The 24,236-nt window shown below is 47.0% G+C and carries 25 protein-coding genes; 15 read left to right on the forward strand and 10 right to left on the reverse strand.

Annotated elements, in window-relative coordinates; all coding sequences use genetic code 11:
* Positions 1-26 precede the first annotated feature (26 nt).
* On the reverse strand, positions 27-1,202 hold the full coding sequence (locus tag EFK13_RS04485) for an MFS transporter (RefSeq protein WP_129506382.1): 1,176 nt from the start codon (positions 1,200-1,202) through the stop codon (positions 27-29).
* 167 nt (positions 1,203-1,369) lie between these two features.
* On the opposite strand from EFK13_RS04485, the gene cax reads away from it, so the two are divergent.
* The gene (cax, locus tag EFK13_RS04490) at positions 1,370-2,425 is read left to right on the forward strand and encodes a calcium/proton exchanger (RefSeq protein WP_129506381.1); all 1,056 of its coding nucleotides are present in this window, start codon (positions 1,370-1,372) and stop codon (positions 2,423-2,425) included.
* A 70-nt stretch (positions 2,426-2,495) separates the two neighbouring features.
* The gene (locus tag EFK13_RS04495) at positions 2,496-3,290 is read left to right on the forward strand and encodes a YfkD famly protein (RefSeq protein WP_075749644.1); all 795 of its coding nucleotides are present in this window, start codon (positions 2,496-2,498) and stop codon (positions 3,288-3,290) included.
* Positions 3,291-3,332: 42 nt separating this feature from the next.
* On the opposite strand, the gene mscC is transcribed toward EFK13_RS04495, so the two are convergent.
* Together mscC and yfkAB are read right to left on the reverse strand one after the other, a co-directional pair.
* Complete coding sequence (mscC, locus tag EFK13_RS04500; RefSeq protein ID WP_129506380.1) at positions 3,333-4,175, reverse strand: mechanosensitive ion channel protein MscC; 843 nt, start codon at positions 4,173-4,175, stop codon at positions 3,333-3,335.
* A complete protein-coding gene (gene yfkAB, locus EFK13_RS04505; RefSeq protein WP_129506379.1) occupies positions 4,176-5,297 on the reverse strand; it encodes a radical SAM/CxCxxxxC motif protein YfkAB in 1,122 nt (373 codons plus the stop codon).
* A 145-nt stretch (positions 5,298-5,442) separates the two neighbouring features.
* On the opposite strand from yfkAB, the gene EFK13_RS04510 reads away from it, so the two are divergent.
* Both EFK13_RS04510 and pdaA read left to right on the forward strand, forming a co-directional pair.
* Complete coding sequence (locus EFK13_RS04510; protein ID WP_003223132.1) at positions 5,443-5,628, forward strand: SE1561 family protein; 186 nt, start codon at positions 5,443-5,445, stop codon at positions 5,626-5,628.
* 103 nt (positions 5,629-5,731) lie between these two features.
* On the forward strand, positions 5,732-6,523 hold the full coding sequence (pdaA, locus tag EFK13_RS04515; RefSeq protein WP_129506378.1) for a delta-lactam-biosynthetic de-N-acetylase: 792 nt from the start codon (positions 5,732-5,734) through the stop codon (positions 6,521-6,523).
* Positions 6,524-6,559: 36 nt separating this feature from the next.
* Here the strand turns inward: pdaA and EFK13_RS04520 are convergent, their stop codons facing one another.
* Both EFK13_RS04520 and corA read right to left on the reverse strand, forming a co-directional pair.
* Positions 6,560-7,420 carry an NAD(P)-dependent oxidoreductase gene (locus EFK13_RS04520; RefSeq protein WP_129506377.1) on the reverse strand — a complete coding sequence of 287 codons (861 nt, stop codon included), beginning with the start codon at positions 7,418-7,420 and terminating at the stop codon, positions 6,560-6,562.
* Between the two features lie 83 nt (positions 7,421-7,503).
* Positions 7,504-8,463, reverse strand: coding sequence for a magnesium/cobalt transporter CorA (gene corA, locus EFK13_RS04525; RefSeq protein WP_129506376.1), 960 nt, complete (start codon positions 8,461-8,463; stop codon positions 7,504-7,506).
* A gap of 118 nt (positions 8,464-8,581) precedes the next feature.
* Here corA and EFK13_RS04530 point away from each other — a divergent pair, with 118 nt between their 5' ends.
* The gene (locus EFK13_RS04530; RefSeq protein WP_129506375.1) at positions 8,582-9,445 is read left to right on the forward strand and encodes a DNA-3-methyladenine glycosylase family protein; all 864 of its coding nucleotides are present in this window, start codon (positions 8,582-8,584) and stop codon (positions 9,443-9,445) included.
* 31 nt (positions 9,446-9,476) lie between these two features.
* On the opposite strand, the gene EFK13_RS04535 is transcribed toward EFK13_RS04530, so the two are convergent.
* On the reverse strand, positions 9,477-10,475 hold the full coding sequence (locus tag EFK13_RS04535) for a hypothetical protein (RefSeq protein ID WP_129506374.1): 999 nt from the start codon (positions 10,473-10,475) through the stop codon (positions 9,477-9,479).
* Positions 10,476-10,662: 187 nt separating this feature from the next.
* On the opposite strand from EFK13_RS04535, the gene rlmD reads away from it, so the two are divergent.
* From rlmD to EFK13_RS04585, 10 genes are all read left to right on the forward strand, one after another.
* Positions 10,663-12,066 (forward strand): 23S rRNA (uracil(1939)-C(5))-methyltransferase RlmD, encoded by a 1,404-nt coding sequence (gene rlmD, locus EFK13_RS04540; RefSeq protein WP_129506373.1) that lies wholly within the window; start codon positions 10,663-10,665, stop codon positions 12,064-12,066.
* Between the two features lie 382 nt (positions 12,067-12,448).
* Positions 12,449-13,426 carry a tRNA dihydrouridine synthase gene (locus tag EFK13_RS04545; RefSeq protein ID WP_129506372.1) on the forward strand — a complete coding sequence of 326 codons (978 nt, stop codon included), beginning with the start codon at positions 12,449-12,451 and terminating at the stop codon, positions 13,424-13,426.
* 270 nt (positions 13,427-13,696) lie between these two features.
* On the forward strand, positions 13,697-14,149 hold the full coding sequence (locus tag EFK13_RS04550) for a DUF6884 domain-containing protein (RefSeq protein WP_129506370.1): 453 nt from the start codon (positions 13,697-13,699) through the stop codon (positions 14,147-14,149).
* A gap of 29 nt (positions 14,150-14,178) precedes the next feature.
* Positions 14,179-14,859 carry a YfjL-like protein gene (locus tag EFK13_RS04555; RefSeq protein WP_129506369.1) on the forward strand — a complete coding sequence of 227 codons (681 nt, stop codon included), beginning with the start codon at positions 14,179-14,181 and terminating at the stop codon, positions 14,857-14,859.
* A gap of 237 nt (positions 14,860-15,096) precedes the next feature.
* Positions 15,097-16,098, forward strand: a complete 1,002-nt coding sequence (gene acoA / locus EFK13_RS04560; protein ID WP_129506368.1) for an acetoin:2,6-dichlorophenolindophenol oxidoreductase subunit alpha — start codon at positions 15,097-15,099, stop codon at positions 16,096-16,098.
* 1 nt (position 16,099) lies between these two features.
* On the forward strand, positions 16,100-17,128 hold the full coding sequence (gene acoB, locus EFK13_RS04565) for an acetoin:2,6-dichlorophenolindophenol oxidoreductase subunit beta (protein WP_129506367.1): 1,029 nt from the start codon (positions 16,100-16,102) through the stop codon (positions 17,126-17,128).
* A gap of 13 nt (positions 17,129-17,141) precedes the next feature.
* A complete protein-coding gene (locus tag EFK13_RS04570) occupies positions 17,142-18,338 on the forward strand; it encodes a dihydrolipoamide acetyltransferase family protein (RefSeq protein ID WP_129506366.1) in 1,197 nt (398 codons plus the stop codon).
* Between the two features lie 20 nt (positions 18,339-18,358).
* Positions 18,359-19,735: an acetoin dehydrogenase complex dihydrolipoyl dehydrogenase gene (gene acoL, locus EFK13_RS04575; protein WP_129506365.1), complete on the forward strand. Its 1,377-nt coding sequence runs from the start codon at positions 18,359-18,361 to the stop codon at positions 19,733-19,735.
* Between the two features lie 115 nt (positions 19,736-19,850).
* On the forward strand, positions 19,851-21,668 hold the full coding sequence (acoR, locus tag EFK13_RS04580; protein WP_129506364.1) for an acetoin dehydrogenase operon transcriptional activator AcoR: 1,818 nt from the start codon (positions 19,851-19,853) through the stop codon (positions 21,666-21,668).
* Between the two features lie 52 nt (positions 21,669-21,720).
* Entirely contained in the window at positions 21,721-21,900 is a 180-nt protein-coding gene (locus EFK13_RS04585; RefSeq protein ID WP_129506363.1) for a small acid-soluble spore protein H, read from the forward strand.
* 35 nt (positions 21,901-21,935) lie between these two features.
* Here the strand turns inward: EFK13_RS04585 and EFK13_RS04590 are convergent, their stop codons facing one another.
* From EFK13_RS04590 to EFK13_RS04605, 4 genes are read right to left on the reverse strand one after another with little or no spacing between them, the layout of a single operon-like run.
* Positions 21,936-22,262, reverse strand: coding sequence for a YnfA family protein (locus EFK13_RS04590; protein ID WP_075749674.1), 327 nt, complete (start codon positions 22,260-22,262; stop codon positions 21,936-21,938).
* Positions 22,263-22,316: 54 nt separating this feature from the next.
* Positions 22,317-22,859: a YfjD family protein gene (locus tag EFK13_RS04595; protein ID WP_283107607.1), complete on the reverse strand. Its 543-nt coding sequence runs from the start codon at positions 22,857-22,859 to the stop codon at positions 22,317-22,319.
* Positions 22,860-22,869: 10 nt separating this feature from the next.
* A complete protein-coding gene (locus EFK13_RS04600) occupies positions 22,870-23,427 on the reverse strand; it encodes a YfjD family protein (RefSeq protein ID WP_129506362.1) in 558 nt (185 codons plus the stop codon).
* Between the two features lie 30 nt (positions 23,428-23,457).
* Positions 23,458-24,231, reverse strand: coding sequence for a hypothetical protein (locus EFK13_RS04605; RefSeq protein ID WP_129506361.1), 774 nt, complete (start codon positions 24,229-24,231; stop codon positions 23,458-23,460).
* Between the last annotated feature and the right edge of the window lie 5 nt (positions 24,232-24,236).

Raw genomic sequence — 24,236 nt, forward strand, 5'->3', positions numbered from 1 at the left:
TGACACCATGTCAGGAGGCTTTTTGATTAAGAAGATGAAGAATAGGTCTCAGCCGGTGACCAGCTTTTCGGTTTTCCAAGCACAAGGGCCAGCCACACAACACTAAGCGTGAGAGTAATAAAATAAAACAAGTTGGCGCTTTCAAAGGTCTGCATATACCAGCCGCCGGCAATCGGGCCGAGAATGCTGCCGAGACTGAATGTAATGCCGCAAAGCAGGTTCCCCGCCGGCAGCAGGTGGGGCGGTAGAAGATCTGTCATGTAGCTGATGCCAAGTGTAAAGGTTGATCCGACTGCCATTCCCGCAATAAAAAAGCAGCAGCCGATCACGTAAGGGGAAGAAAATACGCCGGCGATGAAAAAGCAGAGCGCCCCTGTCAGCAAAATCACAAGCAGCACATTCCGTCGCCCGTATTTATCGCTGAGGATGCCGAGCGGAAACTGAAAGATAATGCTTCCGATTGCAAATGCGGGAAGAATCAGTGCCACCGCGTCTACTGATATCCCCAGCCGGAGCGCGTACACAGGAAAGCTTCCGTTTAGCGCAGTCTCCAGAAAGCCGTAGCCAAATGTAGGCATAAAGGCAACCCAGCCAAACATCATGGCTTGATAAAACCGCCTGAAGCTATTGTCTGATTTGGTTTCGTGAGGACTGGTTTCCGGGTATGCATTTTGTAGAAAGAAAACAAAAAGCCACGCAAACAGGCTAAAGCAGCCGGACACGATAAAAGGCAGCGCCGGGCTCAGCTTGACAAGCGGAACCATAAACGGGCCGGCGGCAAAGCCAAGGCCGAAGGAAAGCCCGTAAATCGACAGGTTTCTTCCGCGATTTTGTTTTGATGACATGGAGGTCACCCACGTTTGCGTGGAAAAGTGAAGCATGTGGTCGCCGATTCCGATGAACAGCCGAAGCAGGAACCAGATCCAGACCGACTGAAGCCAAATAAATCCGAACAAGCTTAAAATGACAATGCTTCCGCCAATGACGATCAGCGGCTTGAATCCGAGCTTTCTGAGCGGCGCTTCCATAAACGGCGAAGCCAAAAGCACGCCGATATACAGTCCGGTCGCGTGCAGGCCGTTGATGGCGGCCGATTCTCCGTTTGTTTCAAAAATGATTGAGATGACAGGCAGCAGCATGCCTTGTGAAAACCCGGAAATCGAAACGAGCAAGACAAGGATAAAGAAATGAAATCGTGACATCGTGTCAGTTCTCCTTATGTGGTATCTATGTTGATCGTACAATGTTTTCCAAAAGCGGGCAACCTGAAAAAAGCCTATATCACGATGAACATTTGCCCTCGTGTAATCATGAAGGTTTTTGTGAAGAATAAAGATAAAACAAGTCATAAAAAAGGAGCTATTTCACCATGAATCGTATCTTTTTTATTTTAGTGGCGGCGGGTGTTCCGCTTTCTGTGATTGGAAGTTTGATGCATTGGCCTTCTGCTGTTCTTTTTGCCGTTTATTGCGTAACGATTATCGCGCTTGCGAGTTATATGGGAAGGGCGACAGAAGCATTGTCCATCATTGCAGGACCGCGGATAGGCGGTTTGTTGAACGCCACCTTCGGAAATGCGGTTGAACTGATTATTTCCATTTTTGCATTAAAGGAAGGCCTGACCGGAATCGTGCTTGCCTCTTTAACCGGTTCAGTGCTGGGGAACCTGCTGCTGGTCGCGGGCTTATCGTTTTTTGTCGGCGGTTTAAAGTATAAGCGGCAAGAGTTTAATATTCATGATGCGCGCCATAATTCAGGGCTTCTGATTTTTGCCGTCATTGTCGCCTTCGTGATTCCCGAAGTATTTTCTATTGGAATGGGAGGCGCGAGCAAGCTCAATTTAAGCATCGGCATCAGCATCATCTTGATTCTGTTATATGTAGCGGCGCTGTATTTTAAACTAGTCACGCACCGCGGAGTTTATCAGCCGAATCATGCCGCCCAGCATGAAGAAGAGGAGCATCCGGAATGGTCAGGGAAGGTTGCGACGATTGTCTTGTTTGCGGCAACGATTGTCGTGGCATACATATCTGAAAACCTGGTCCACACATTCCACTCGGTGGCTGAGCAGTTCGGCTGGAGTGAGCTGTTTATCGGTGTCATTATCGTTGCGATTGTCGGTAATGCCGCGGAGCACGCGTCAGCCATCATCATGGCCTATAAAAATAAAATGGACATTGCGGTTGAAATCGCAGTCGGTTCCACACTGCAGATTGCTATGTTTGTCGCACCGGTTCTCGTCATCTGTTCCATCTTTTTCCCGGTAAGCATGCCGCTTGTATTTACACTGCCGGAGCTTGTGGCGATGGTGTCGTCGGTTCTCTTGATGATCGCGATTTCGAATGACGGTGATTCCAACTGGTTTGAAGGGGCGACATTGCTTGCCGCATATGTGATTATGGCGATCGGCTTTTTCCTTCTTTAACCTGAAAAAATGATGGATAACAACAAAGCGGGATGAAAAGACTAAGGGAAAATGCCATAGAAAGAGTGATATGATGAAAAAGCTATTTCATTCCACACTTATTGTGTTGTTATTCTTTAGTTTTTTCGGCGTTCAGCCTATCCACGCGAAAAAGCAGTTTAAGGTTCCTAATTCTGTCGCGAGCATTTCGAAGGAAAACACGTATCCGAATGCTTCACAGGATCAGCCGATGCTTCAGCCGAGCAAGCTGGCAAAGGAATTGCTCGATCATTCTGAGGTGAAGATTGAAAACCCCCATCTCATCAAAATGCTGAATGAATCCAACATATCCGGCACACCGCTTGCGGTTGGCTATCGGGCGACAATCTTTCTCGGGAAATGGGCGCTTGGCTATGAATCAAATGAAACCGTGGCGAACTGGGAATATAAAAGAATCAATACAAACCGAGCGGATAACCGCGGCGGAAAAGAAACGGCTGAAATGCATTATGCCCAGGAACAGCAATACAAAGTGAAGGGCGGCCTGACAGCTAAGGTTCCAAATGCTGAAGATGTCAAAAGCATGATGATGCTGAAAGCGATGGAAAAAACAAATCTTCCGCTTGCATTTGAAACGGTCGTTGGAGCGGGCACAAAACGCGATCAAATTTATAAAGTCGCTCCTAAAAAACTAGGTTATCTAAATGCATACGCACCGGCAGTGAATGAAAAAGGAAAAGTGACTTACGGTGAAGTGTACTTAGTGCTGAAAGGGAATAAACGAAAACTTGTCGTGAAAAATGTCACGTCACAGGGAATCGGCGCCTGGATTCCGGTTCAAGACCATGTCACATTTGGCTTTCAGCTTTCCTCCCTGCCAAGATAAATAAAAAACTGATTCCAACTCTGATGGAATCAGTTTTTTTGTTTATTGCGTTCTTTCAATTCGGACCGCTTCCTCAAGCATTTGCACATCGTTTTGGTACAGCTGGCGAACGAGAACCCGTCTCACAGCAAGGCTTGCTCTGAAATAATCATCATCTTTCACCATTCCTTTTACGGTGAATTCGACGCCGCGGTTGATTTTATTTAGCGCGGTTATGCCGTGGATTTGAAAAGGCTCCGTCGGGTTGCCGAATTCATCCCGCTTCAGTGAATCACGAAGCTCTTCATTCAGCATGTCACAAGCCTCTTCCAATACGCTGTACACGCGGTCCGGATCTTCTTTAAAGCTAATGAGAAAGGATTCGGTGATCCGCATAAAATCGATATTGTAATTTTCTATCTGTCTGACCTCGCCGTTGCTGATGGTGAGCAGCTTCCCGCTCCATTCACGGATTTGCAGCGAGCGAAGGCCGATTTCCTCCACTGTCCCGTTAAACAAATTGTTGACGGTGACATAATCGCCTTTATGGAGCTGGCGTTCATAAATTAAGAATACACCCGCCAGCACATCTTTAATCAGCGATTGGGCGCCAAAACCGATGACGATACCGGCTACGCCCGCCCCGGCTAAAATTTTGCCGAAGTCATGCACAAATAAAGAAATAACGTAAAAGATAAAACCGATCGTCGCCGTATACTGGGTGACAGAACGGATAAGGCTTTCAATTGTTTTTTCTTTTCTTTCTTCAATGAAGTCCGTCCGTTTAAAAAACAGCTGTACGAGCCGGTTGATGATAAAAACACCGACCCAAAGGATAACGGCAACGAGGAGAATATCGACGATTTTATTTTGGAAAATCTCCGTAAGTGTTTCTTCCATCCGCATCTAACTCCTGGCTTGACGTTTTGTGAAATCTGTATTCTGATAATAACTGTTTTTGACAAGAACATTCGGCCCGAGGCATCGGACATTCGCGCAGTGGCAATTCAGCTCTTTCGCAAGCTTCGTCTCTCTCCATTTTTCATAGGCGGAAGGGAGGCTGTCCGTCTGAATATTGCCAAGCGGCGGCGTATCGCCGAAATCGGTCACGATAATGTTTCCGTCGAAAATATTCACATTCAGGCGGGAACGGCCGTCAGGGTCATTTCTCACTGTGACGTTTTTCGCCGCGCGAAGCCGGCGAAGCAGCTTTTGATCGTCTTCGTCCGAACTGCAGGCATAAAACGGCAGTGTCCCGAAAAGCATCCACGTCTTTTCATCACGAATATCCAGCAAGCGGTGAATGGCCTGTCTCATCTCTTTCAGGCTGAGAGATTCAAGAGCGCTTGCGAAATCGCTTGGATACATCGGGTGGACTTCGTGACGCTGACACTTCATATCTTCTGTGATTTGGCGGTGAATATGCTCAATATGCGGAAGTGTGCGTTTATTCAGCATCGTTTCCGCTGACACCATCACCCCGGCATCCACGAGTGTGCGGCTGTTTTCGATCATTTTTTCAAAATAGCGCGCGCGCTGTTCGAAGGTGGGTTTTCTGTCCATCATGGCAAAGCCAATTTCGGCAAAATCCTCAACTGTACCCCAGTTATGAGAAATATGAAGGACATCAAGATACGGAATGATCCATTCATATCGCTCAATATCAAGGGTCAGGTTGGAATTGATTTGCGTCCGCACACCACGTTCGTGGGCATACTTTAATAACGGAACGACATATTCTTTTACTGATTTTAACGAAAGCATCGGCTCTCCGCCTGTAATACTGATGGACCTGAGGCGCGGGATTTCCTCCAGCCGTTTTAGCAGAAGATCTATTGGCAGAGCATTCGGGTCTTTAGGCTGCAATGTATAGCCTACAGCGCAATGCTCACATCTCATATTGCACAGTGTTGTCGTTGTGAATTCAACGTTTGTCAGCTGCATGTCTCCATACTGGTCAACATCCATATAGGCTTCCCAAGGATCAAACTCGGGTGAAATCGGACGCAGCTTCGTGTTTTGTGTCATGACTATCTAACTCCTTTATAAATGGGGCATACTAACGCTGCCAACAGTTAATTTTAGACCTGATTTGACAAGTTCGCAAGTAGCGGAGCGATTGAAAAACCGCAAAAAATGAGCTACCATAATAAAAAATGAATGGAGGAACACAATGGGGAACGCCGTAAACAATAAGGATCAGCAGATTGATTATTTAAAGAACAGACTTGACATGTTTATGAACGTCATCGATTCATTAGACCCTGAAGCAACCGACGTTGAAGATATAGATAGGCTGATCAGCATGCTGGATGACCTGGAAGCCAAATACGAACGCTTTAAAAAAGACTGGGAATAAAACCGCGCGCACGCCGCGGTTTTTTTATTTTGGCATAAAGCGGTCAGTATAAAAAGAAGCGCCGTTCTGTAAAATAAGAAAAAATCCAGAAGGAGCGCTGGCCATGAAATGGATGTGTGCAATATGCTGCGCAGCCGTCTTGCTTGCCGGAGGCGCGGCGCAGGCGAAAGCGGTGCCGAATGAGCCGATCAACTGGGGCTTTAAACGAAGTGTCAATCATCAGCCGCCTGATGCCGGGAAGCAGCTGAACAGTTTAATTGAAAAATATGACGCGTTTTATTTAGGAAATACGAAAGAAAAAACGATTTACTTAACGTTTGATAACGGCTATGAAAATGGCTATACGCCCAAAGTGCTTGATGTCTTAAAAAAACATCGCGTAACAGGAACATTTTTTGTGACAGGGCATTTCATAAAGGATCAGCCTGAGCTGATCAAGCGTATGTCAGATGAAGGCCATATTATCGGCAACCATTCCTTTCACCATCCGGATTTGACGACAAAAACAGCTGACCAAATCCAAGACGAACTTGATTCCGTCAATGAAGAGGTCTATAAAATTACGGGAAAGCAGGACAACCTGTATCTGCGCCCGCCGCGCGGCGTGTTCAGTGAGTATGTGCTGAAAGAAACGAAACGCCTCGGCTATCAAACCGTTTTCTGGTCGGTCGCTTTTGTTGATTGGAAAATCAATAACCAAAAAGGGAAGAAATATGCCTACGATCATATGATCAAGCAGGCGCATCCAGGAGCCATTTACCTGCTTCACACCGTATCGAGGGACAATGCCGAAGCGCTGGATGATGCGATTGCAGACCTGAAAAAACAAGGCTACACCTTTAAAAGCATTGATGATTTGATGTTTGAGAAAGAAATGAAGCTGCCGTCTTTATAATGAGTAGAGCCTCTCCTGAAACGGAGAGGCTTTTCTTTATTTAATACATTTAATCAGTGCGGCCCAATCCAGATCTCCGAAGCCTTGTTCGATCCCGCTTTCAAAATGGCTCTTGGCCAGCTCGGCGAGAGGGAGGTTCGCGGAAACCTGTTTTGCGGCGGCGAGTGCCAGATTGGTATCCTTCAGTCCTAATGACATTTTGAAACCGGCAGGCTCGAATTTCTGCTCAGCCATGATGGTTCCGTAATTTTGATAGACAGGAGAGCCAAAGAGCGCGCTGGCGATTTCTAAAAATTGTTTTTGCTCCAAACCGTACTTCTCCATCATTAAGAATGATTCAGATAACGCCTCCAGCATGGACACGAGCAAGAAATTAATGCTGATTTTGGCCGCGTTTGCCGTCTTGCTTTCTTCGCCTACATCAAACACCTGCTGGCTCAGGCTGTCAAGCAGAGGCTTGGCGGTTTGCTTTGCTTCCGCCCGTCCGGCTGTTATGATGCGGAGCGCGGCTTTGGCGGCGGCATCCGGCCTGCCGAGCACAGGAGCGGCGAGGAAGGATTGTCCTTTCTCCGCATGAGCTGCCGCAAGCTTTTCTGAGAACTCGACACTGATCGTGCTCATCGAGATGTGAATGCCGTTCTCTGCTAATCCTTCAATCAATCCGTCTTCTCCAAATGTCACGGCGCTGACAGAATCGTCATCTGAAAGCATCGTGATGACAATATCAGCGGACTCTGCCGCCTGTCGCGGCGTGTCAGCTGCCTGTGCGCCTTCTGATGCAAGTTCTTCCGTCTTTTGTTTCGTTCGATTATAAACAGTCAATTTGTAGCCTGCTTGAAGCACATTTCTGGCAATGGGCTGTCCCATATTGCCGAGTCCGATGACAGCGATTTTCAATCTGATCACTCCCTGAGTATTTTTTCCATTATAAACAAAAGAACATAATCTGCCAACATAAAAAGAACAGCTTCACGCTGTCCTCATTTAAATATATTGAACCATCCTTTATGTACAAACCATATCAGCATCCCGATCACAAGCGCCGCCATCAGGCCGAGCACTGCAAAATATCCGTATTTCCAGTGCAGCTCTGGCATGTGATCGAAGTTCATTCCGTATACCCCGGCGATAAAGGTGAGCGGGATAAAAATAGTCGAGACGATCGTCAGTGTCATCATAATCGCGTTCATCCGGTTTGAATTCAGTGTCACGTAGCTGTCGCGCAAGTCGGACGTCATGTCACGGTTGGATTCCACAATCTCAGACAATTTTAACAAATGATCGTATATGTCGCTGAAGTATGCTTTCGTTTCCCGCTGCTCTTTCACATGGTCAAGGCTTAAAATCCGGTAGAGCAAATCACGCATCGGAATGATCGTCCGTCTCAGATGCAAAAGATCTGTCCTGAGTTCAAACACCTCATCCATCAGCGTTCCATACGTTTTGTGAGGACGGCTTTCTTCAATTTCATTCAGCCGGTCTTCGATTTTGTAAACGAGGGGAAAATATTCATCGACAAGCTGGTCCATGATCATATAAGAAATATGACCAGGCCCTTTTTTCAATATGTCCGGTGAAGCATGCAGGCGTTCACGGACTTTGGCAATACCGGGCGTTTCGTGTAAATGAAAGGTGACGACAAATCTTTCGCCTTGAAAAATATCGACTTCCTCCGTCTCAAGCGTTTCATGGTTCAGCGCATGAATCACGTAAAAGCGATAGCCGTCATAATGGTCTAGCTTCGGCCGCTGCATATGCTGGAAGCAATCCTCAATGGCAAGCGGATGAAAATGAAAAAAATCTCTCAATAACGCCGTTTCCGTATCCTCCGGGCCGTGAAAATCAACCCAGTACCACGCGATATCAGGCTGTTCGACTCGTTCGATCGGTATATTTTTCAGCAGCTGATGCTCTGTTGTCATTGCGGTAATGTTGATCATAAACAACCCTCCACCTGCCATTATATCATGCGGCCTTTATGAGAAAAGTATACGGTGTTCTCTGCCTATTTCCAGCGGCGTGTTATACTGAACAAAAAACGGAAAAAGGGTGGATTTCATGTGGAAGGAAAAAGTATCTGTCACGCCTCCGTACCATTTTGACCGCGTGCTGGACCGACTGTCTTTAGATCCTCTCAATGCGGCAGACAGAGAAGCGCGCGAAATTCGTGTGCCAATCAGAAACCGAGCGGGAGACGTATGTATTGTAAAGGTACAGGCGTTAGGACATGCGGATGAGCCTGAGTTTCTTGTCAGCGGGGAAACGGATCAGGAAGAGATGATGATGGAAATCAAACGGATTTTTCAATGGGAACATGATTTACAGCACGTTCTCGATCATTTTTCGAAAACGAGCCTGTCCGCCATTTTTGAAGAGCATGCCGGCACGCCGCTTGTATTAGACTACAGTGTGTACAACTGTATCATGAAATGCATCATCCACCAGCAGCTCAATCTTTCCTTCGCTTACACGCTGACAGAACGGTTTGTCCATGCGTTTGGCGAGCAGAAGGACGGCGTCTGGTGCTATCCGAAGCCGGAAACGATTGCGGAACTCGATTATCAGGATTTGCGCGATCTGCAATTCAGCATGCGAAAAGCGGAATACGCCATTGATACATCAAGGATGATCGCGGAAGGCACGCTCGACTTGTCAGAGCTGCCGCATATGACGGATGAAGACATCATGAAGAAACTGATCAAAATCAGAGGCATCGGTCCATGGACCGTACAAAACGTCCTCATGTTCGGCCTTGGCCGGCCTAATTTATTCCCGCTAGCCGATATCGGTCTCCAGAACGCAATCAAACGCCATTTTCAGCTGGACGACAAGCCTGCAAAGGATGTCATGCTGGCGATGAGCAAGGAGTGGGAGCCTTATTTAAGCTATGCGTCTTTGTATTTATGGAGGAGTATCGAATAGAAAACGGCTGCCTTTTCGGCAGCCGCAGTGATTAATCAAGCTTCACTGTCATACTTTGGCCTGGAGCGCCATTTGTAATAGGTGAAAATGTGATTTTTAATTCATGAAGATCGTCCGCTTTTCCGCTGTATATAGCTCCTATCACACCTTCGTTTTCTGTGTGCGGAGCGAAAACGTGATCATTGTCTTTAAAGATATTATTATCAGCAATTTTCAGCTTTTGTCCGTCGTTTGTTTCTACTGATTCAATACCCTGCCAGTCAACTTGTGTGTCTCCTGTATTCTCTGCTTTATAAGTGATTTGAATGTATCGAAGCGGTTCAGACACTTTTTGATCTGTCAATTTTTTAAAGAGCTTCAGCTGTAAAGGGCTGATATTAGTACGCGCCAGTAATTTGACTTGATCGACAGTAATCGTTAAAGGTTTTATTGCTGCTTGTTTCTGAACATCGGCAATTTTGTTTAATGTAACAATTTCTCCATTGTCCTCATTGGATGTTTCACCAGGCGTAGTCAAGATTTTTCTTCCGCTGTTTTGGCTTGAACCATCTGTTTCATTGTCGGTATCCAACGGCTGATCGCTTTCCTGAATTAGCTGGTTGTCCAAATCAACAAATCGAATGGTCGGTTCGCTGCCGTCATAATAAGACGAATGCTTATACAAATCGCGAAGAAACTGATCAAAGAAAATTGCCGAGAGACTGTTTTCCATCGATTTTCCGTCTGAGTTGTTAAAAGTGATGATAACTGTATTGTTTTTTATTTCCACTTTTTTAACCACTTTTTCTCCCTTGGAATTGGCTTCTGTCATTTTTTCAAACGCGCCGTTCAAATCCTTTTTGGAAATGTGGATTTTTTTCCAGTCTTCTTTGGTGATACTGTTAAAGTCCTTTTTCAGCAAATCTAGATTTTCACTTTTGTCTTCTGCTGTTTTTTCTGTTTTTGCAGAAGTCGCACTGCTGTCGTTTCCGCATCCTGCCGCACTGAGTAATAATCCTAATGTACAGGCAGCGTTTAGAAATTTCTTCATTTTATCCCTCTTTTATGTAATAGTCATAAACTGTATCGGCGGCCTTGGCCGATTATTGAGTAAAAATGGAAATGTTTTTGAAAAGTATGAAGGAATCTAGGCAAGCGTGTTATACTAGAAAGATGTGAAAAAACATTTCACTTTCTGCCATCTGCAGAAAGCTTCATATAGAAACGGAGAGAACAACGTGAACCAACAAAAGAAACAGGCGCCCGTCGAACTGAAAGTCGGACAAACCTTTCCGCTGACGATTAAGCGTCTCGGCATTAACGGCGAAGGTGTCGGCTATTTTAAGAAAAAAGTCGTCTTTGTGCCCGGCGCGCTTCCTGGCGAAGAGGTTGTCGTCCAGGCCACAAAGGTTCAGCCGAAGTTTTCGGAGGGCCGCATTAAGAAGATCCGCAAGTCATCGGAGCACCGTGTTGCACCGCCTTGTCCTGTATACGAACAGTGCGGCGGCTGTCAGCTTCAGCATCTTGCATACAGCCAGCAGCTTCGGGAAAAACGCGACATCGTCATTCAGTCTCTTGAACGCCATACGAAGTTTAAAGTAGAAAACATGGACATCAAAGAAACGATCGGCATGGACAACCCGTGGAATTACCGCAACAAAAGCCAATTCCAAATCGGGCGCTCGCAAAGCGGCAGCATCATCGCCGGCTTATACGGCCTTGAATCTCACGACATCGTGCCGATTAAAGACTGCGTCGTCCAGCATCCGGCAACCAACAAAACAACAGGCATCGTCCGCCGCATTTTAGAGGATTTCAATGTGTCTGTTTATAATGAACGGAAACGAAAAGGCGACGTTCGCACCATTGTGACGAGAGTCGGCTTTGAAACAGGCGAAGTGCAGGTTGTGCTTGTTACGGCGAAAGAAACGCTTCCGCACAAGGAAGAAATCGTCAAAGCGATCCAAAAGCGCCTGCCAGAGGTCAAATCCATTATCCAAAATGTAAACGGAGCGAAAACCTCAGTCATTTTCGGTGAAAAATCAAAACCGCTCGCGGGAAAAACAGTGATTCAAGAGGTGCTAGGCGACGTATCCTTTGAACTGAGCGCCCGCGCCTTCTTCCAGCTCAATCCGGAGCAAACCGTCAAGCTGTATGATGAAGTGAAAAAAGCGGCCCAGCTGACCGGAAAAGAAAAAGTCGTTGACGCGTATTGCGGCGTCGGCACCATCGGTATGTGGGTAGCGGACGGAGCGAAAGAAGTCCGCGGTATGGACGTCATCAAGGAATCAATTGACGATGCCAAGAAAAACGCCAAAAAACACGGCATGACAAATGCCACATACGTAACAGGAACAGCCGAGCACTGGCTCCCGAAATGGACGAAAGAAGGCTTCCGACCGGACGTCGTCATCGTTGACCCGCCAAGAACCGGCTGTGACAGCACATTTTTGGACACGATCCAAAAAGTCAAACCGAAACGCTTTGTCTACGTTTCCTGCAATCCATCCACGCTTGCGAAAGACTTACAGGCGCTGTCGAAGGATTATCGTGTGGAATATATTCAGCCTGTCGATATGTTTCCGCAGACGGCTCATGTGGAAGCTGTGGCGAAGCTTGTCTTGAAATCGTCTAATGAATAGAAACGATTCCTAATCAGATCTGGATTTCGGGTGAATGAACATCGCCGATTTCCGGGTCTTTTTCATGCGCAGCCCTTGCCATGATTCCCGAATTTCTCTTCCTTCTTTTCCAATCTTTATTTTAAAAGATGAAAAAATGCAGGCACCAAGAGAAGTGATCAAATCATTTCTCGATTTTTTTCCAATAAGAAACCCGTGAATGATTTATTTCAAACTCATATAATTTATGTGTGTTATGTAGTCAAGATTTAAATGTTCAAAATGTACTATCGTTTGATCAGAAGTGTTGACACATGCTATAAGTGTAAAAGAAGCATGGTCAGTTTTTAATTTTGGGATAAAGGTTTGGCCGTATCCCATCATGAAAGGATTTGGATTGATTATGACAGATAATTTCTGGCGTGAATTACCACGGCCATTTTTTGTACTGGCACCAATGGAAGATGTGACGGATGTTGTTTTCCGGCATGTAGTAAGTGAAGCAGGCAGGCCCGATGTGTTTTTTACAGAGTTTACAAACTCAGAAAGCTATTGTCACCCAGATGGGAAGGATAGTGTGCGCGGCCGTCTGACTTTTACAGAGGATGAACAGCCAATGGTGGCCCATATATGGGGAGATAAGCCTGAAAACTTCCGTAAAATGAGTATTGGCATGGCGGAGTTAGGATTTAAAGGCCTAGATATCAATATGGGCTGCCCTGTACCTAATGTGGCGGGGAATGGAAAGGGAAGCGGCCTTATTTGCCGTCCTGAAGTTGCCGCCGAATTAATAGAAGCAGCGAAGGCGGGAGGACTGCCTGTAAGCGTGAAGACAAGGCTTGGCTACACAGATGTGGACGAATGGCGTGGCTGGCTGTCACACATCTTGAAGCAAGACATTGCGAATCTTTCCATTCATCTGCGTACTAGAGCGGAAATGAGTAAAGTAGATGCGCATTGGGAACTGATTCCGGAAATCAAGAAACTTCGTGACGAGATTGCGCCGGATACCCTTTTGACGATCAATGGGGATATCCCTGACCGGGAAACCGGCTTAAAACTTGCTGAACAATATGGTGTTGATGGAATTATGATTGGACGAGGTATTTTTACAAATCCATTCGCCTTTGAAAAGGAGCCGAAAGAGCATACCAGTAAGGAATTGCTTGATCTCTTAAGGCTGCATCTGGATCTTCATGATCAATATTCAGAATTAGAAGCCCGTCCATACAAGCCTCTTCCTCGCTTTTTCAAGATTTATCTCCGTGGATTCCGAGGGGCAAGTGAATTAAGAAATCAATGCATGAACACTAAATCAACAGATGAAGTGCGTGCCTTGCTCGACGACTTTGAGAGAAAGTATCTTGATGGGGCAGAGTGACAGCAGTGAAATAAACAACTCCTCATCTGACCTGGATTTCGGTACGATTTCCAGGTCTTTTTGTGTGCAGAATTTACCCAGCCTGTCTTTTCTTGAAGTTATCTTCCTTCTCTTTTCGGAGAACCAATTTACAGAAAGCACAGACCATGTTCCGTTCTGCTGAAAAGTGTCTAGACGCTGAAGCGGGCGCTCTCTCTTTTATTGTTTACTCATGCAGAAATAGGAGAAAAATGGTACATTGATAGAAGACACATCACGAAGGAGAGAAACATGAAACGACTATGCATCATCCCCTGCGGCAAGAAAAAAATCTGGGATATCCATCCGGATAAAGGGCCGGTAAGGGCGGAAGACGCTTATCTCAGCCCGTTTCATCAGGCGTGCGAGCGATATGCGAAAGCATTTTTCGATGAGTGGGTGATTTTGTCGGCGAAGCATGGATTCCTGCGTCCAGATGATATCGTTCCCGAAAATTACGATGTCACTTTTGGAACCGCTCATCCGGAGATCATGGCAGCGGACGAGCTGCGCCGCCAATTTCACGAAAAAGGCTTTTCCGACATCGAAGAGCTTGTCATGCTTGGCGGGAAAAAATACCGAAGCGTCCTAAACGCCGTCATTGGCGAACATCAGCATATCAGCTGGCCTCTGTCATCGTACCAAGGCATTGGCTACATGCTTCAAGCGCTGAATCGGGCTGTTGAAGAAAAGCATGAACTGTAGCACGTATAGATGAAGAAAAGAGTGTGAACATGAAAAAACTTGTGGTTGGATTGATTGCCATTGCGGTATTCGGTTACGGGCTATATATCTATCATGTATGTTTCGGTGATGCATTCACGAAAAATGCCGCAGAGCAAAAGCTTGTCTCTTATGTGAAAGAAACCTATCCTCAAAAAGAAATCAAGATCACGAATGGTGTATATAACGCTAAAACCTCGGAATATGTCTTTCAAGCAAACACTCAATCTCATCACTATCCAATGTGTACGAAGGGATTTCTTCATCCTAAGGTCACCTGCGATGGAATTGAAGAAGCGTATACCGAATCAGTAGCAAAACATCTAAATCAAGAAGCATCGAAGGAAATCGAAGCAGATCTGAAAAAAGCGGTTCCGCAAGTCGTAAAAACTGACGCTGCTATCAGCATTGAAAACGGCCAGTTCACATTAGACACAAAGTGGAACAAACATCTGACTGAAAAAGCGCCTATGAGCATGACGATTCAGTTAGATGCCAGCGGATCATCAAAAACAGATGCCGCAAAGATGGCCGAAACGGTCAGGAAAACGCTAAATGAAAAGGGATATACATACTCAAACGGCACGATAGACTGTATGCAGAAGGACGGGGACGGCGGTTTCGGTTATGTTAAATATTCATTTGATTTTCTTCCCAAAACAGCCATTCAGAGAAACGATGCAGAAGAATGAAGCAGTTAAAAGATTTCCGAGGAAATAAATACGTCGATCATTGTCAAAGACTGGGTGATGCCCGGTCTTTTTTGTATGCCTTAAAACGAGACAAATGGATCAGTTTGAGACAAAATGAGACATCTGTCTCAAACTGTCTCAAGTGTAAAAACAAAAACATTGATTTTACGGGCTCAAAAGGCTGGCACACTTCTTGCATTTATAAATGTGAACCCTAAATAGAAGGAGGCGCACAAAATGGAATTGTTAAAACGAGAAGGCTTGTCATTAACTGAGGAGAAAGCGCTGTGGATGTACCAAAAGATGCTGGAAATCAGGGGCTTTGAAGACAAAGTGCATGAACTGTTCGCACAGGGAGTGCTTCCCGGATTCGTCCATTTGTATGCCGGTGAGGAAGCGGTAGCTGTAGGGGTGTGCGCTCATTTACATGATGGCGACAGCATTACAAGCACGCACAGGGGACATGGCCATTGTATCGCCAAAGGCTGTGATCTGGATGGCATGATGGCGGAAATATTCGGAAAAGCGACCGGACTGTGTAAAGGCAAGGGCGGTTCTATGCACATTGCCGATCTCAATAAAGGTATGTTAGGGGCAAATGGAATCGTGGGGGGCGGATTTACACTCGCATGCGGATCAGCGCTCACCGCTAAATATAAACAGACTAAAAATGTAAGCGTTTGCTTTTTTGGGGACGGAGCAAATAACCAAGGCACCTTCCATGAAGGGCTGAACTTAGCGGCAGTATGGAACCTTCCTGTCGTATTTGTCGCCGAAAACAATGGCTATGGCGAAGCCACGCCATTTGAGTACGCGTCAGCCTGTGATTCAATCGCTGATCGGGCAGCTGCCTATAATATGCCGGGGGTCACGGTGGACGGAAAAGATATTTTAGCAGTTTACCAGGCAGCAGAGGAAGCGATAGAAAGAGCAAGAAACGGCGGAGGCCCGTCTTTGATTGAATGTATGACCTACAGAAACTACGGCCATTTCGAAGGAGATGCCCAAACCTATAAAACAAAGGATGAAAAGACAGAGCATCTTGAAGAAAAGGATGCCATTCAAGGCTTTAAAAACTATCTTTTAAAAGAAACAGATGCAAATAAATTGTCAGACATCGAACAGCGTGTCAGCGAATCGATTGAAAAAGCCGTCTCGTTCAGCGAAGAGAGCCCATATCCGAAAGAGTCAGAGCTATTGACAGACGTCTACGTGTCATATGAAAAAGGGGGAATGTGAGATGGCGAGAGTCATAAGCATGTCAGACGCGATCAATGAAGCAATGAAGCTTGCGATGAGAAGAGACGAAAATGTGCTTTTAATCGGTGAGGATGTCGCCGGGGGAGCGGCGGTCGATCATTTACAGGATGATGAAGCATGGGGCGGTGTATTGGGGGTTACAAAGGGTCTCGTACAGGAATTCGGGCGCAGCCGAGTGCTGGATACACCGATTTCTGAAGCGGGCTACATGGGTGCGGCCATGGCTGCGGCATCTACCGGTCTGAGGCCGATTGCCGAGCTGATGTTTAATGATTTTATCGGCACATGCTTTGACCAGGTGATCAATCAAGGGGCAAAATTCCGCTATATGTTCGGCGGAAAAGCGCAAGTGCCGATTACCGTCCGCACCACATACGGAGCGGGATTCCGGGCTGCCGCTCAGCATTCGCAGACGCTGTATGGCCTGTTTACCAGCATCCCGGGCCTGAAGACGGTTGTTCCGTCCAATCCGTATGATGCCAAAGGACTGCTGCTAGCGGCAATCGAAGACAATGATCCGGTGTTCTTTTTTGAAGACAAAACGTCCTACAACATGAAGGGCGAGGTGCCGGAAGATTATTATACAATCCCGCTCGGAAAAGCGGACATCAAACGTAAAGGCAGCGACATCACGCTGTTTGCAGTCGGCAAGCAGGTTAATACCGCGCTTGAAGCGGCGTCAAAGCTTTCAGAAAAAGGCATCGAAGCCGAGGTGCTTGATCCCCGCAGTCTGTCTCCTTTGGATGAGGAAGCGATTTTCACATCGGTGGAAAAAACAAACCGGCTGATCATCATTGACGAAGCCAATCCGCGCTGCAGCATCGCCACGGATATTGCTGCGATTGTCGCCGACAAGGGCTTTGATTTGCTTGATGCGCCGATTAAACGGATTACAGCGCCGCATACACCGGTGCCGTTTTCGCCAGTGCTTGAAGATCAATATTTGCCGACACCAGATCAAATTGTCAGCGTCACGCTTGAATTGCTTGGCGAGCCGGCAATGAATTAAAGGGGGGACACAAATGGCGGTAAAAGTAGTGATGCCAAAATTGGGAATGGCCATGAAACAAGGGGAAGTGTCGATATGGAATAAAAAAGTAGGCGACCCGGTTGAAAAGGGAGAAAGCATTGCCAGCATTCAATCGGAGAAAATTGAAATGGACATCGAGGCGCCTGAAAATGGAACGCTGATCGATATCAAGGTGAAAGAGGGAGAAGAGGTTCCGCCCGGCACAGCGATCTGCTATATCGGGAACGCCAATGAATCAGTGCAGGAAGAGGCGAAAGAGCCTGCTGCAAAAGACAGTGAGCCGCCAGCCGTCCAGCCCGCAAAACAAGAAAGCAAACCCGCAGCCGCTAAAAAAGAACGAATCAAAATATCTCCAGTCGCCAGGAAAATCGCGGAAAAAGCGGGATTAGACGTAAAACAGCTGAAAGGCACAGGACCAGGCGGGCGAATCGTGAAAGACGATGTAACAAAGGCGCTTGCTGAACAGAAAAAAGAGCAGACGGAGCCGGTTTCTGAGCAGAAATCGAAGGAAACGCCGGTGACAGGCATGAGAAAAGTCATTGCGGCCCGAATGCAGGAAAGCCTGGCAAACAGTGCGCAGCTGACGATTACGATGAAGGCTGATATCACCAAGCTGGCAGCCTTTCAAAAACAGCTGTCGCCAACTGCGGAAGAGCGGTACGGCACAAAGCTGACGATGACTCATTTGGTCTCAAGAGCCGCCGTTCTCGCCCTGCAAGCTCATCCGGCGCTGAACAGCTTTTATAAAAATGAACGCATCATCACACACCCTCATGTGCACCTCGGAATGGCCGTGGCCTTGGAAAACGGCTTGGTTGTGCCTGTGATCCGCCATGCTGAAAAGAAATCACTGATTGAACTGGCTCAATCCATCTCGGAAAATGCCAAAAAAGCACGCGAGGGACGGGCGGGAAGCGAAGAACTGCAAGGCTCCACCTTCTCCATTACAAACCTGGGCGCTTTTGGAGTGGAGCATTTTACACCGATATTAAATCCGCCGGAAACAGGCATTCTCGGCATCGGAGCAAGCTATGACACGCCGATGTATCAAGGGGAGGAAATCGTCAGAAGCACAATCCTGCCGCTCAGCCTGACATTTGATCACAGAGCCTGTGACGGCGCCCCTGCGGCTGCATTTCTGAAGACGATTAAAACATTTTTGGAAGAACCGGCAGCATTAATTTTATAGGAAAAGCAGGTGAAAACGACATGACACTAGCCATTATCGGCGGCGGACCTGCGGGCTATGCGGCTGCGGTCTCCGCGTCTCAGCAGGGCAGAAGCGTGCTGCTGATTGACAAAGGCCCGCTTGGGGGAACCTGCCTAAATGAAGGGTGCATCCCGACGAAGTCTTTGTTAGAAAGCGCAAACGTTCTTGATAAAATCAAGCATGCCGGCCACTTTGGAATCGAACTTCCGCCTGGTGCGATTTCGGTTGATTGGAGCAAAATGCAGAACCGAAAACAGCAGGTTGTCAGACAGCTTGTCCAAGGTGTTCAGTACTTAATGAAGAAAAATCAAATACAGGTTGTGAAGGGGACGGCCTCCTTTCTTTCTGACAGAAAGCTCTTAATCGAAGGAGAGAACGGAAAAGAAATCAGAGAAGCGGACCAAATATTGATAGCTTCCGGATCAGAGCCGATCGAGCTGCCATTCGCCCCGTTTGACGGCGAATGGATCATCGACAGCAAGGACGCGCTTTCTCTTTCTGAGATTCCGTCTTCACTTGTCATTGTTGGCGGCGGTGTCATCGGCTGTGAGTATGCCGGGCTGTTTGCCAGATTGGGATCGAGGGTGACCATCATTGAAACAGCCAGCCAGCTGATTCCGGCTGAAGATGAAGATATTGCCCGTCTCTTTCAGGAGAAACTCGAGGAAGACGGTGTTGAAGTGCACACCTCATCCCGATTAGAGCGGGTGGATCAAACGGCCAAAACGGCAATATGGAAAAGCGGGCAGCGGGAGTTTAAAACGAAGGCCGATTATGTATTGGTGGCGATCGGCAGAAAACCTCGTCTTGACGGCTTGCAGCTGGAGCAAGCCGGAGTTGATTTTTCTCCAAAAGGCATTCCGGTGAACGGGCAGATGCAGACCAACGTGCCTCATATTTATGCGATCGGAGATGCGATCGGAGGCATTCAGCTGGCGCATGCGGCTTTCCATGAAGGCATCATCGCTGCTTCTCATGCTTCCGGCAGAGATGTCCAAATGAATGAGAAACATGTGCCACGCTGCATTTATACATCACCGGAAATCGCGTGTATCGGAATGACGGAACAACAGGCAAGAAGCGTATACGGGGATGTAAAGATTGGAGAATTTCCTTTTTCCGCAAATGGCAAGGCGCTCATTAAACAGCAAGCGGAAGGGAAGGTCAAAATCGTGGCAGAACCGGAATTCGGCGAAATCGTCGGTGTCTCGATGATTGGTCCTGATGTGACCGAGCTCATCGGCCAGGCGGCTGCGATCATGAATGGTGAGATGACCGCTGATATGGCGGAGCATTTTATCGCCGCCCATCCGACACTGTCGGAAACATTGAACGAGGCGCTGTTAAGCACGATCGGGCTTGCGGTGCATGCATAACATGGGAAAAAGCAGGCGCGGGAAATACAAGGCGCCTGTTTTTTATTGTTGAAAGCGCTTTATTTTTCCCCTACAATAGATGAAAACGGCGTGTAAGGGAGGAGCGATCAAGGAAATGAATTCGATCCCAAACGATTTGCAAACCTGGAAACGTTTTGTGAAAGACGGTGTGCTTGACGAAGCCCGATTAAGAAAACGGATCGCCGAGTCATGGCATCGCTGCAAAAAAGCTGAGGTCAATCCTTATTTAGAAAAAGGCCCGAAGGTTTTACAGCAAACCGAGCTGGATCAGCAGTCAAACAAGCATTCATTCTTCCTGACGACCGCAAAACCTTATCTCGACAAACTGCTGCCCGCCCTAAAAGAAATGGAAATGATGGCACTGTTAATTGATTCTGACGGCGTTGTTCATGCATTGGACGGCCATCCCCGCGCGCTCTATGAAGCCAAACGCATCAACTTTGTCGAAGGCGCATGCTGGACGGAAACGGCTGTCGGAACAAATGCGATTGGCACGGCGCTCCACATTAGTGAGCCGGTTGCGATACAAGGTTCAGAACATTACTCCGTCGCATCCCATCACTGGAACTGTTCAGCCGCTCCGATTCACCATGAGGATGGCAGTCTTGCGGGAGTGATTGATATCTCGTGTCCGGCAGCAGGCGCGCATCCCCATATGCTCGGTATTGCCACGGCGATCGCCTATGCCGCGGAACGGGAACTGGCAGCTAAAAGCCGTGAGAAAGAGCTGGAGCTGATCAGCCGTTTTGGTGATAGGGCTGCATCCAGTGTACCCATGGTGCTCTGCAATACAAAACAGCACATCATCAGTGCGAGTGTACCGATTCGAACCTCAATGCCCGATTGGCAGGGCCGGCACCTGTATGAGCTGAAGGAAAGGGGCTTCTCAATCGAAAAAGCCGTCACCATGGGAACTGGCGGCACTTGCTTTTATCTCTCGGAACAAAAGAAAAAGACGGCGTTTCGATTCAATGGAGTCATCGGGCAAAGCGGCCGGTCGCAAGCAATGCTGAAGAACCTTGAACGAGCGGCTGTGGCGGATGCAACAATCTGTCTATCGGGGGAGACTGGCACGGGGAAGGAGGTTGCTGCCCGCGCGCTTCATGAGAACAGCGAACGGCGGCACGGCCCATTTATTGCTGTCAATTGCGGAGCGATCCCGTCTGACTTGATTGAAAGCGAGCTGTTCGGCTATGCGGAGGGCGCTTTTACGGGAGCGAAACGAAACGGCTACAAAGGCGCTTTTCAAAAAGCGGATCAGGGCACCTTATTTTTAGATGAGATCGGAGAAATTTCCCACTCGATGCAGGTTGCGCTTTTGCGGGTGCTTCAGGAACGCAAGATCACGCCGGTCGGCGGGACGAAAGAAGTTCCTGTTGATATCAGAGTCATTGCCGCCACACATTGTGATTTGCGCGAGCTTGCCGAAAGCGGAAAAATCAGAGAGGACTTGTTTTACCGCCTTCATGTCTATCCGATCGAGCTCCCTCCTTTACGAGACCGCCCCGAGGATATCCCGGACCTTTTTCAGTACTACAAACAGAAAAATCATTGGCCTGGCGAGCTTCCCCTTGATTTTTTGGATGTGCTGAAAGAGTGGAGATGGCCGGGAAATATTCGCGAGCTGTTCAATGTGTTTGAGCGTCTTTCCATCATATTTCCGGACGGCCGGATGAGAGATGAGCCGCTTCCCGCTTTACTTGAAGCCGCGGGACTGCCGATCACCTCAGCTGAAAAAAAGCCGGCTGCCGCCGGCGCGCAGACCCTTCGTGAGCAAATCCAAAAAGATATGATGGTCAAGGCGCTTGAATCCGCAAAAGGAAACGTCTCTCAAGCCGCCAAAATCAGCGGGATCCCCCGGAGCACTTTCTACAAACGCCTGAAAAAATTCAACTTGTCCGCTGAATCATAAAGCATACTTCCTTTAAGAAATGGAAACGTTATGTATGAAGGAGGGTGTTAGAATGAATAGTCAAAGGGCAAAAGAAATTGTAGAATCTCCCGACATGAAGAAAGTAACATACAACGGAGTTCCTATTTACATTCAGCACGTGAATGAAGAGAACGGAACAGCGAGAATTTATCCGCTGGACGAACCGCAGCAAGAGCATGAAGTACAGCTGACCAGCTTAAAAGAGGATTAAATAAAAATGGCCCGCTTCATAAGCAGGCCATTTTGTTATCCGCGCGGCGCAAATAGGATGACACAGACGCCGATGAGACAAATCAATGCACCGATCCAGTCATACAAATCAGGTGTTTTCCGGTCGACAAGCCATCCCCACAGGACCGCAAGCACGATGAATACTCCGCCATAAGCAGCGTATACACGGCCAAAGGAAGGGAAGGACTGAAACGTCGGCAGAATACCGTAAACAATTAGGATCAGCGCCCCGGCGATCCCGTAACCGACTGGCTTTGCCTCTCTCAGCCACAGCCAAACCAAATACCCGCCGCCAATTTCGGCAAGCCCCGCCGCGAGAAATAAAAGAATCGTAATCAGCATGACTCGCACTCCTCAAGTTGCTTTTTCCCTTTCAATTATAAAAGAGGAGAGCTGTTAAAGCTTCGGGTTATTCTCAAATTCCTTCAAATACGCGTTTCGCTGAACCTCTGTAAACTGGCTGATCCAGTTGCTTTTCGCCTCTTCGTTCAGATGGGGGAGGATATAGCGTTCAACCGCTTCAAAAAACAACGGATTTGCGATAATGTTCCAGGTAGGGATGCGAACGACCTTGCCGTCTGTTTTCTCGATGATAATATCTTCAAAAAAGATCCCTTTCAAACTGTAATGATGCCGTCCCATATAAATCCGTTTTACCTCAGAAAACAGCACGCTGCGCTTTCTCGAGAAGATCTCGCCATCAGGCCCTGTCTTTACGCTGAAAATAATATTTCCCCGGCTTGTGAACGCTGGAAAAGCCATAAAAAATGTGATCAAGCCATAAACAATCGCCATGAAACCGCCGCCCAAATACAGCAGGGCATACTTAGATTCAAATGTGAGAGCTTCAGACACCAGCCACACTCCTGCAATAAAGGCGCCTCCAGTGGCAAGGAACAGCCAAGCCCTTAGAAACATCATGCTTTTTACTTCAATCAATGTGCTGCTCCTATAGCTTCGGATGATTCTCAAATTCCTTCAAATACGCGTTTCGCTGAACCTCTGTAAACTGGCTGATCCAGTTGCTTTTCGCCTCTTCGTTCAGATGGGGGAGGATATAGCGTTCAACGGCTTCGAAAAACAACGGATTTGCGATAATGTTCCAAGTGGGAATGCGAATGGTCTTCTGATCAACGGTTTGAATTATTATATCTTCCTGGAACATCCCTTTTAGACTAAATTTATGGCGGCCCATCTCAATTTTCTTGATATCGGTAAACGTAACAGACACTTTGTCAGTGAACAGTTCTCCATCTTTTCCTGTCTTGATGCGGAAGATGGTATTTCCCCGAGGGGTAAATGCCGGAAAGAAGATGATAAATAAATATAAACAAAACAAGGTGAACAGAAAGCCAGCAGGAATGGCCAAGAGGTAATATTTCGTTTGAAACGTAATACCCATATAAAAGAGCCACAAACATGCTAATCCCATACCGGCAGATCCGACAAAAGCCCATATTCTCAGGAACATTCTGCTTTTGACTTCAACGATTTCTTGGTTTTTCAATGCTTTTCTCCTTTTTGTTAATTCAGATTCTTATTCATTTTTTGAAATGATTTGATTTACAACATCCTTATGAGCAGGGAGGATAGAAAATTCATTCTGGGTGATGCCTGTGACAAGCCAAGTATGGCGGGCCCCCGGCAGGACAAATGCCATGTCAGCCACTTCAGGAGTGTTATCTTTGTCATATGCCAGACGCATCAATGTATCCATTTTCCCTTTCCGCAAAGCCAGATCATTTACAAATCGGGTAACGTCCTCTTGATGGTCATGTTTATCAAGGAACTCTTTTAGATAGGAAGGATTGTCTGAAGCGCCCTCCAAGAGCTTTTCGAATTCATTTGATGTCAATGTCACAATCGATTCTCTTTTATCCTCTGTATCTATTATATGTAAAAACTCATCTGTCTTAGCAAGTAACCCTTCACTTGATTCCATTTTTGTAATGCGATGGACTTGTTCATCAAAAAGGAGTTCGTGAGAGTAGGTGCCGAATTTTGATACATGGCAGGACACATTCTGTTCGGCGCCTTGCCCGTTAAATTTAGAAAGCTTCACTGTATAGTCAGCGTCGTTTAATACATGGATAAACGGACAGTACTCGTCCTTTAACCGATATTGATGATTTCGATATTCCGCCGCATCTTTGGCTAAGAGTGAGCGGCACGCCGCTTCAAACAAAGCGCCGAGCTTTTCATCTTCTATTTCCGGAAAATAGGCCTGCTTCAAGGCCATTCCCTGTTCAAAAAACCCTTCGCTGTAAAAACAAAATAAGAGTTCTTCTATGCTGATCGTAAACTGCTTCATTGTTT

Source organism: Bacillus cabrialesii, from assembly GCF_004124315.2.
Lineage (GTDB): Bacteria > Bacillota > Bacilli > Bacillales > Bacillaceae > Bacillus > Bacillus cabrialesii.

Coding starts and splice junctions, on each gene's coding strand:
- yfkAB (WP_129506379.1), bottom strand. CDS start 5,297: ATGACACAAAACACGAAGCTGCGTCCGATTTCACCCGAGTTTGATCCT.
- EFK13_RS04550 (WP_129506370.1), top strand. CDS start 13,697: ATGAAACGACTATGCATCATCCCCTGCGGCAAGAAAAAAATCTGGGAT.
- EFK13_RS04545 (WP_129506372.1), top strand. CDS start 12,449: ATGACAGATAATTTCTGGCGTGAATTACCACGGCCATTTTTTGTACTG.
- EFK13_RS04535 (WP_129506374.1), bottom strand. CDS start 10,475: ATGAAGAAATTTCTAAACGCTGCCTGTACATTAGGATTATTACTCAGT.
- EFK13_RS04570 (WP_129506366.1), top strand. CDS start 17,142: ATGGCGGTAAAAGTAGTGATGCCAAAATTGGGAATGGCCATGAAACAA.
- EFK13_RS04485 (WP_129506382.1), bottom strand. CDS start 1,202: ATGTCACGATTTCATTTCTTTATCCTTGTCTTGCTCGTTTCGATTTCC.
- corA (WP_129506376.1), bottom strand. CDS start 8,463: ATGATCAACATTACCGCAATGACAACAGAGCATCAGCTGCTGAAAAAT.
- EFK13_RS04605 (WP_129506361.1), bottom strand. CDS start 24,231: ATGAAGCAGTTTACGATCAGCATAGAAGAACTCTTATTTTGTTTTTAC.
- mscC (WP_129506380.1), bottom strand. CDS start 4,175: ATGCGGATGGAAGAAACACTTACGGAGATTTTCCAAAATAAAATCGTC.
- EFK13_RS04530 (WP_129506375.1), top strand. CDS start 8,582: ATGTGGAAGGAAAAAGTATCTGTCACGCCTCCGTACCATTTTGACCGC.
- EFK13_RS04590 (WP_075749674.1), bottom strand. CDS start 22,262: ATGCTGATTACGATTCTTTTATTTCTCGCGGCGGGGCTTGCCGAAATT.
- EFK13_RS04510 (WP_003223132.1), top strand. CDS start 5,443: ATGGGGAACGCCGTAAACAATAAGGATCAGCAGATTGATTATTTAAAG.
- pdaA (WP_129506378.1), top strand. CDS start 5,732: ATGAAATGGATGTGTGCAATATGCTGCGCAGCCGTCTTGCTTGCCGGA.
- acoL (WP_129506365.1), top strand. CDS start 18,359: ATGACACTAGCCATTATCGGCGGCGGACCTGCGGGCTATGCGGCTGCG.
- EFK13_RS04495 (WP_075749644.1), top strand. CDS start 2,496: ATGATGAAAAAGCTATTTCATTCCACACTTATTGTGTTGTTATTCTTT.
- acoR (WP_129506364.1), top strand. CDS start 19,851: ATGAATTCGATCCCAAACGATTTGCAAACCTGGAAACGTTTTGTGAAA.
- acoA (WP_129506368.1), top strand. CDS start 15,097: ATGGAATTGTTAAAACGAGAAGGCTTGTCATTAACTGAGGAGAAAGCG.
- EFK13_RS04585 (WP_129506363.1), top strand. CDS start 21,721: ATGAATAGTCAAAGGGCAAAAGAAATTGTAGAATCTCCCGACATGAAG.
- EFK13_RS04555 (WP_129506369.1), top strand. CDS start 14,179: ATGAAAAAACTTGTGGTTGGATTGATTGCCATTGCGGTATTCGGTTAC.
- cax (WP_129506381.1), top strand. CDS start 1,370: ATGAATCGTATCTTTTTTATTTTAGTGGCGGCGGGTGTTCCGCTTTCT.
- acoB (WP_129506367.1), top strand. CDS start 16,100: ATGGCGAGAGTCATAAGCATGTCAGACGCGATCAATGAAGCAATGAAG.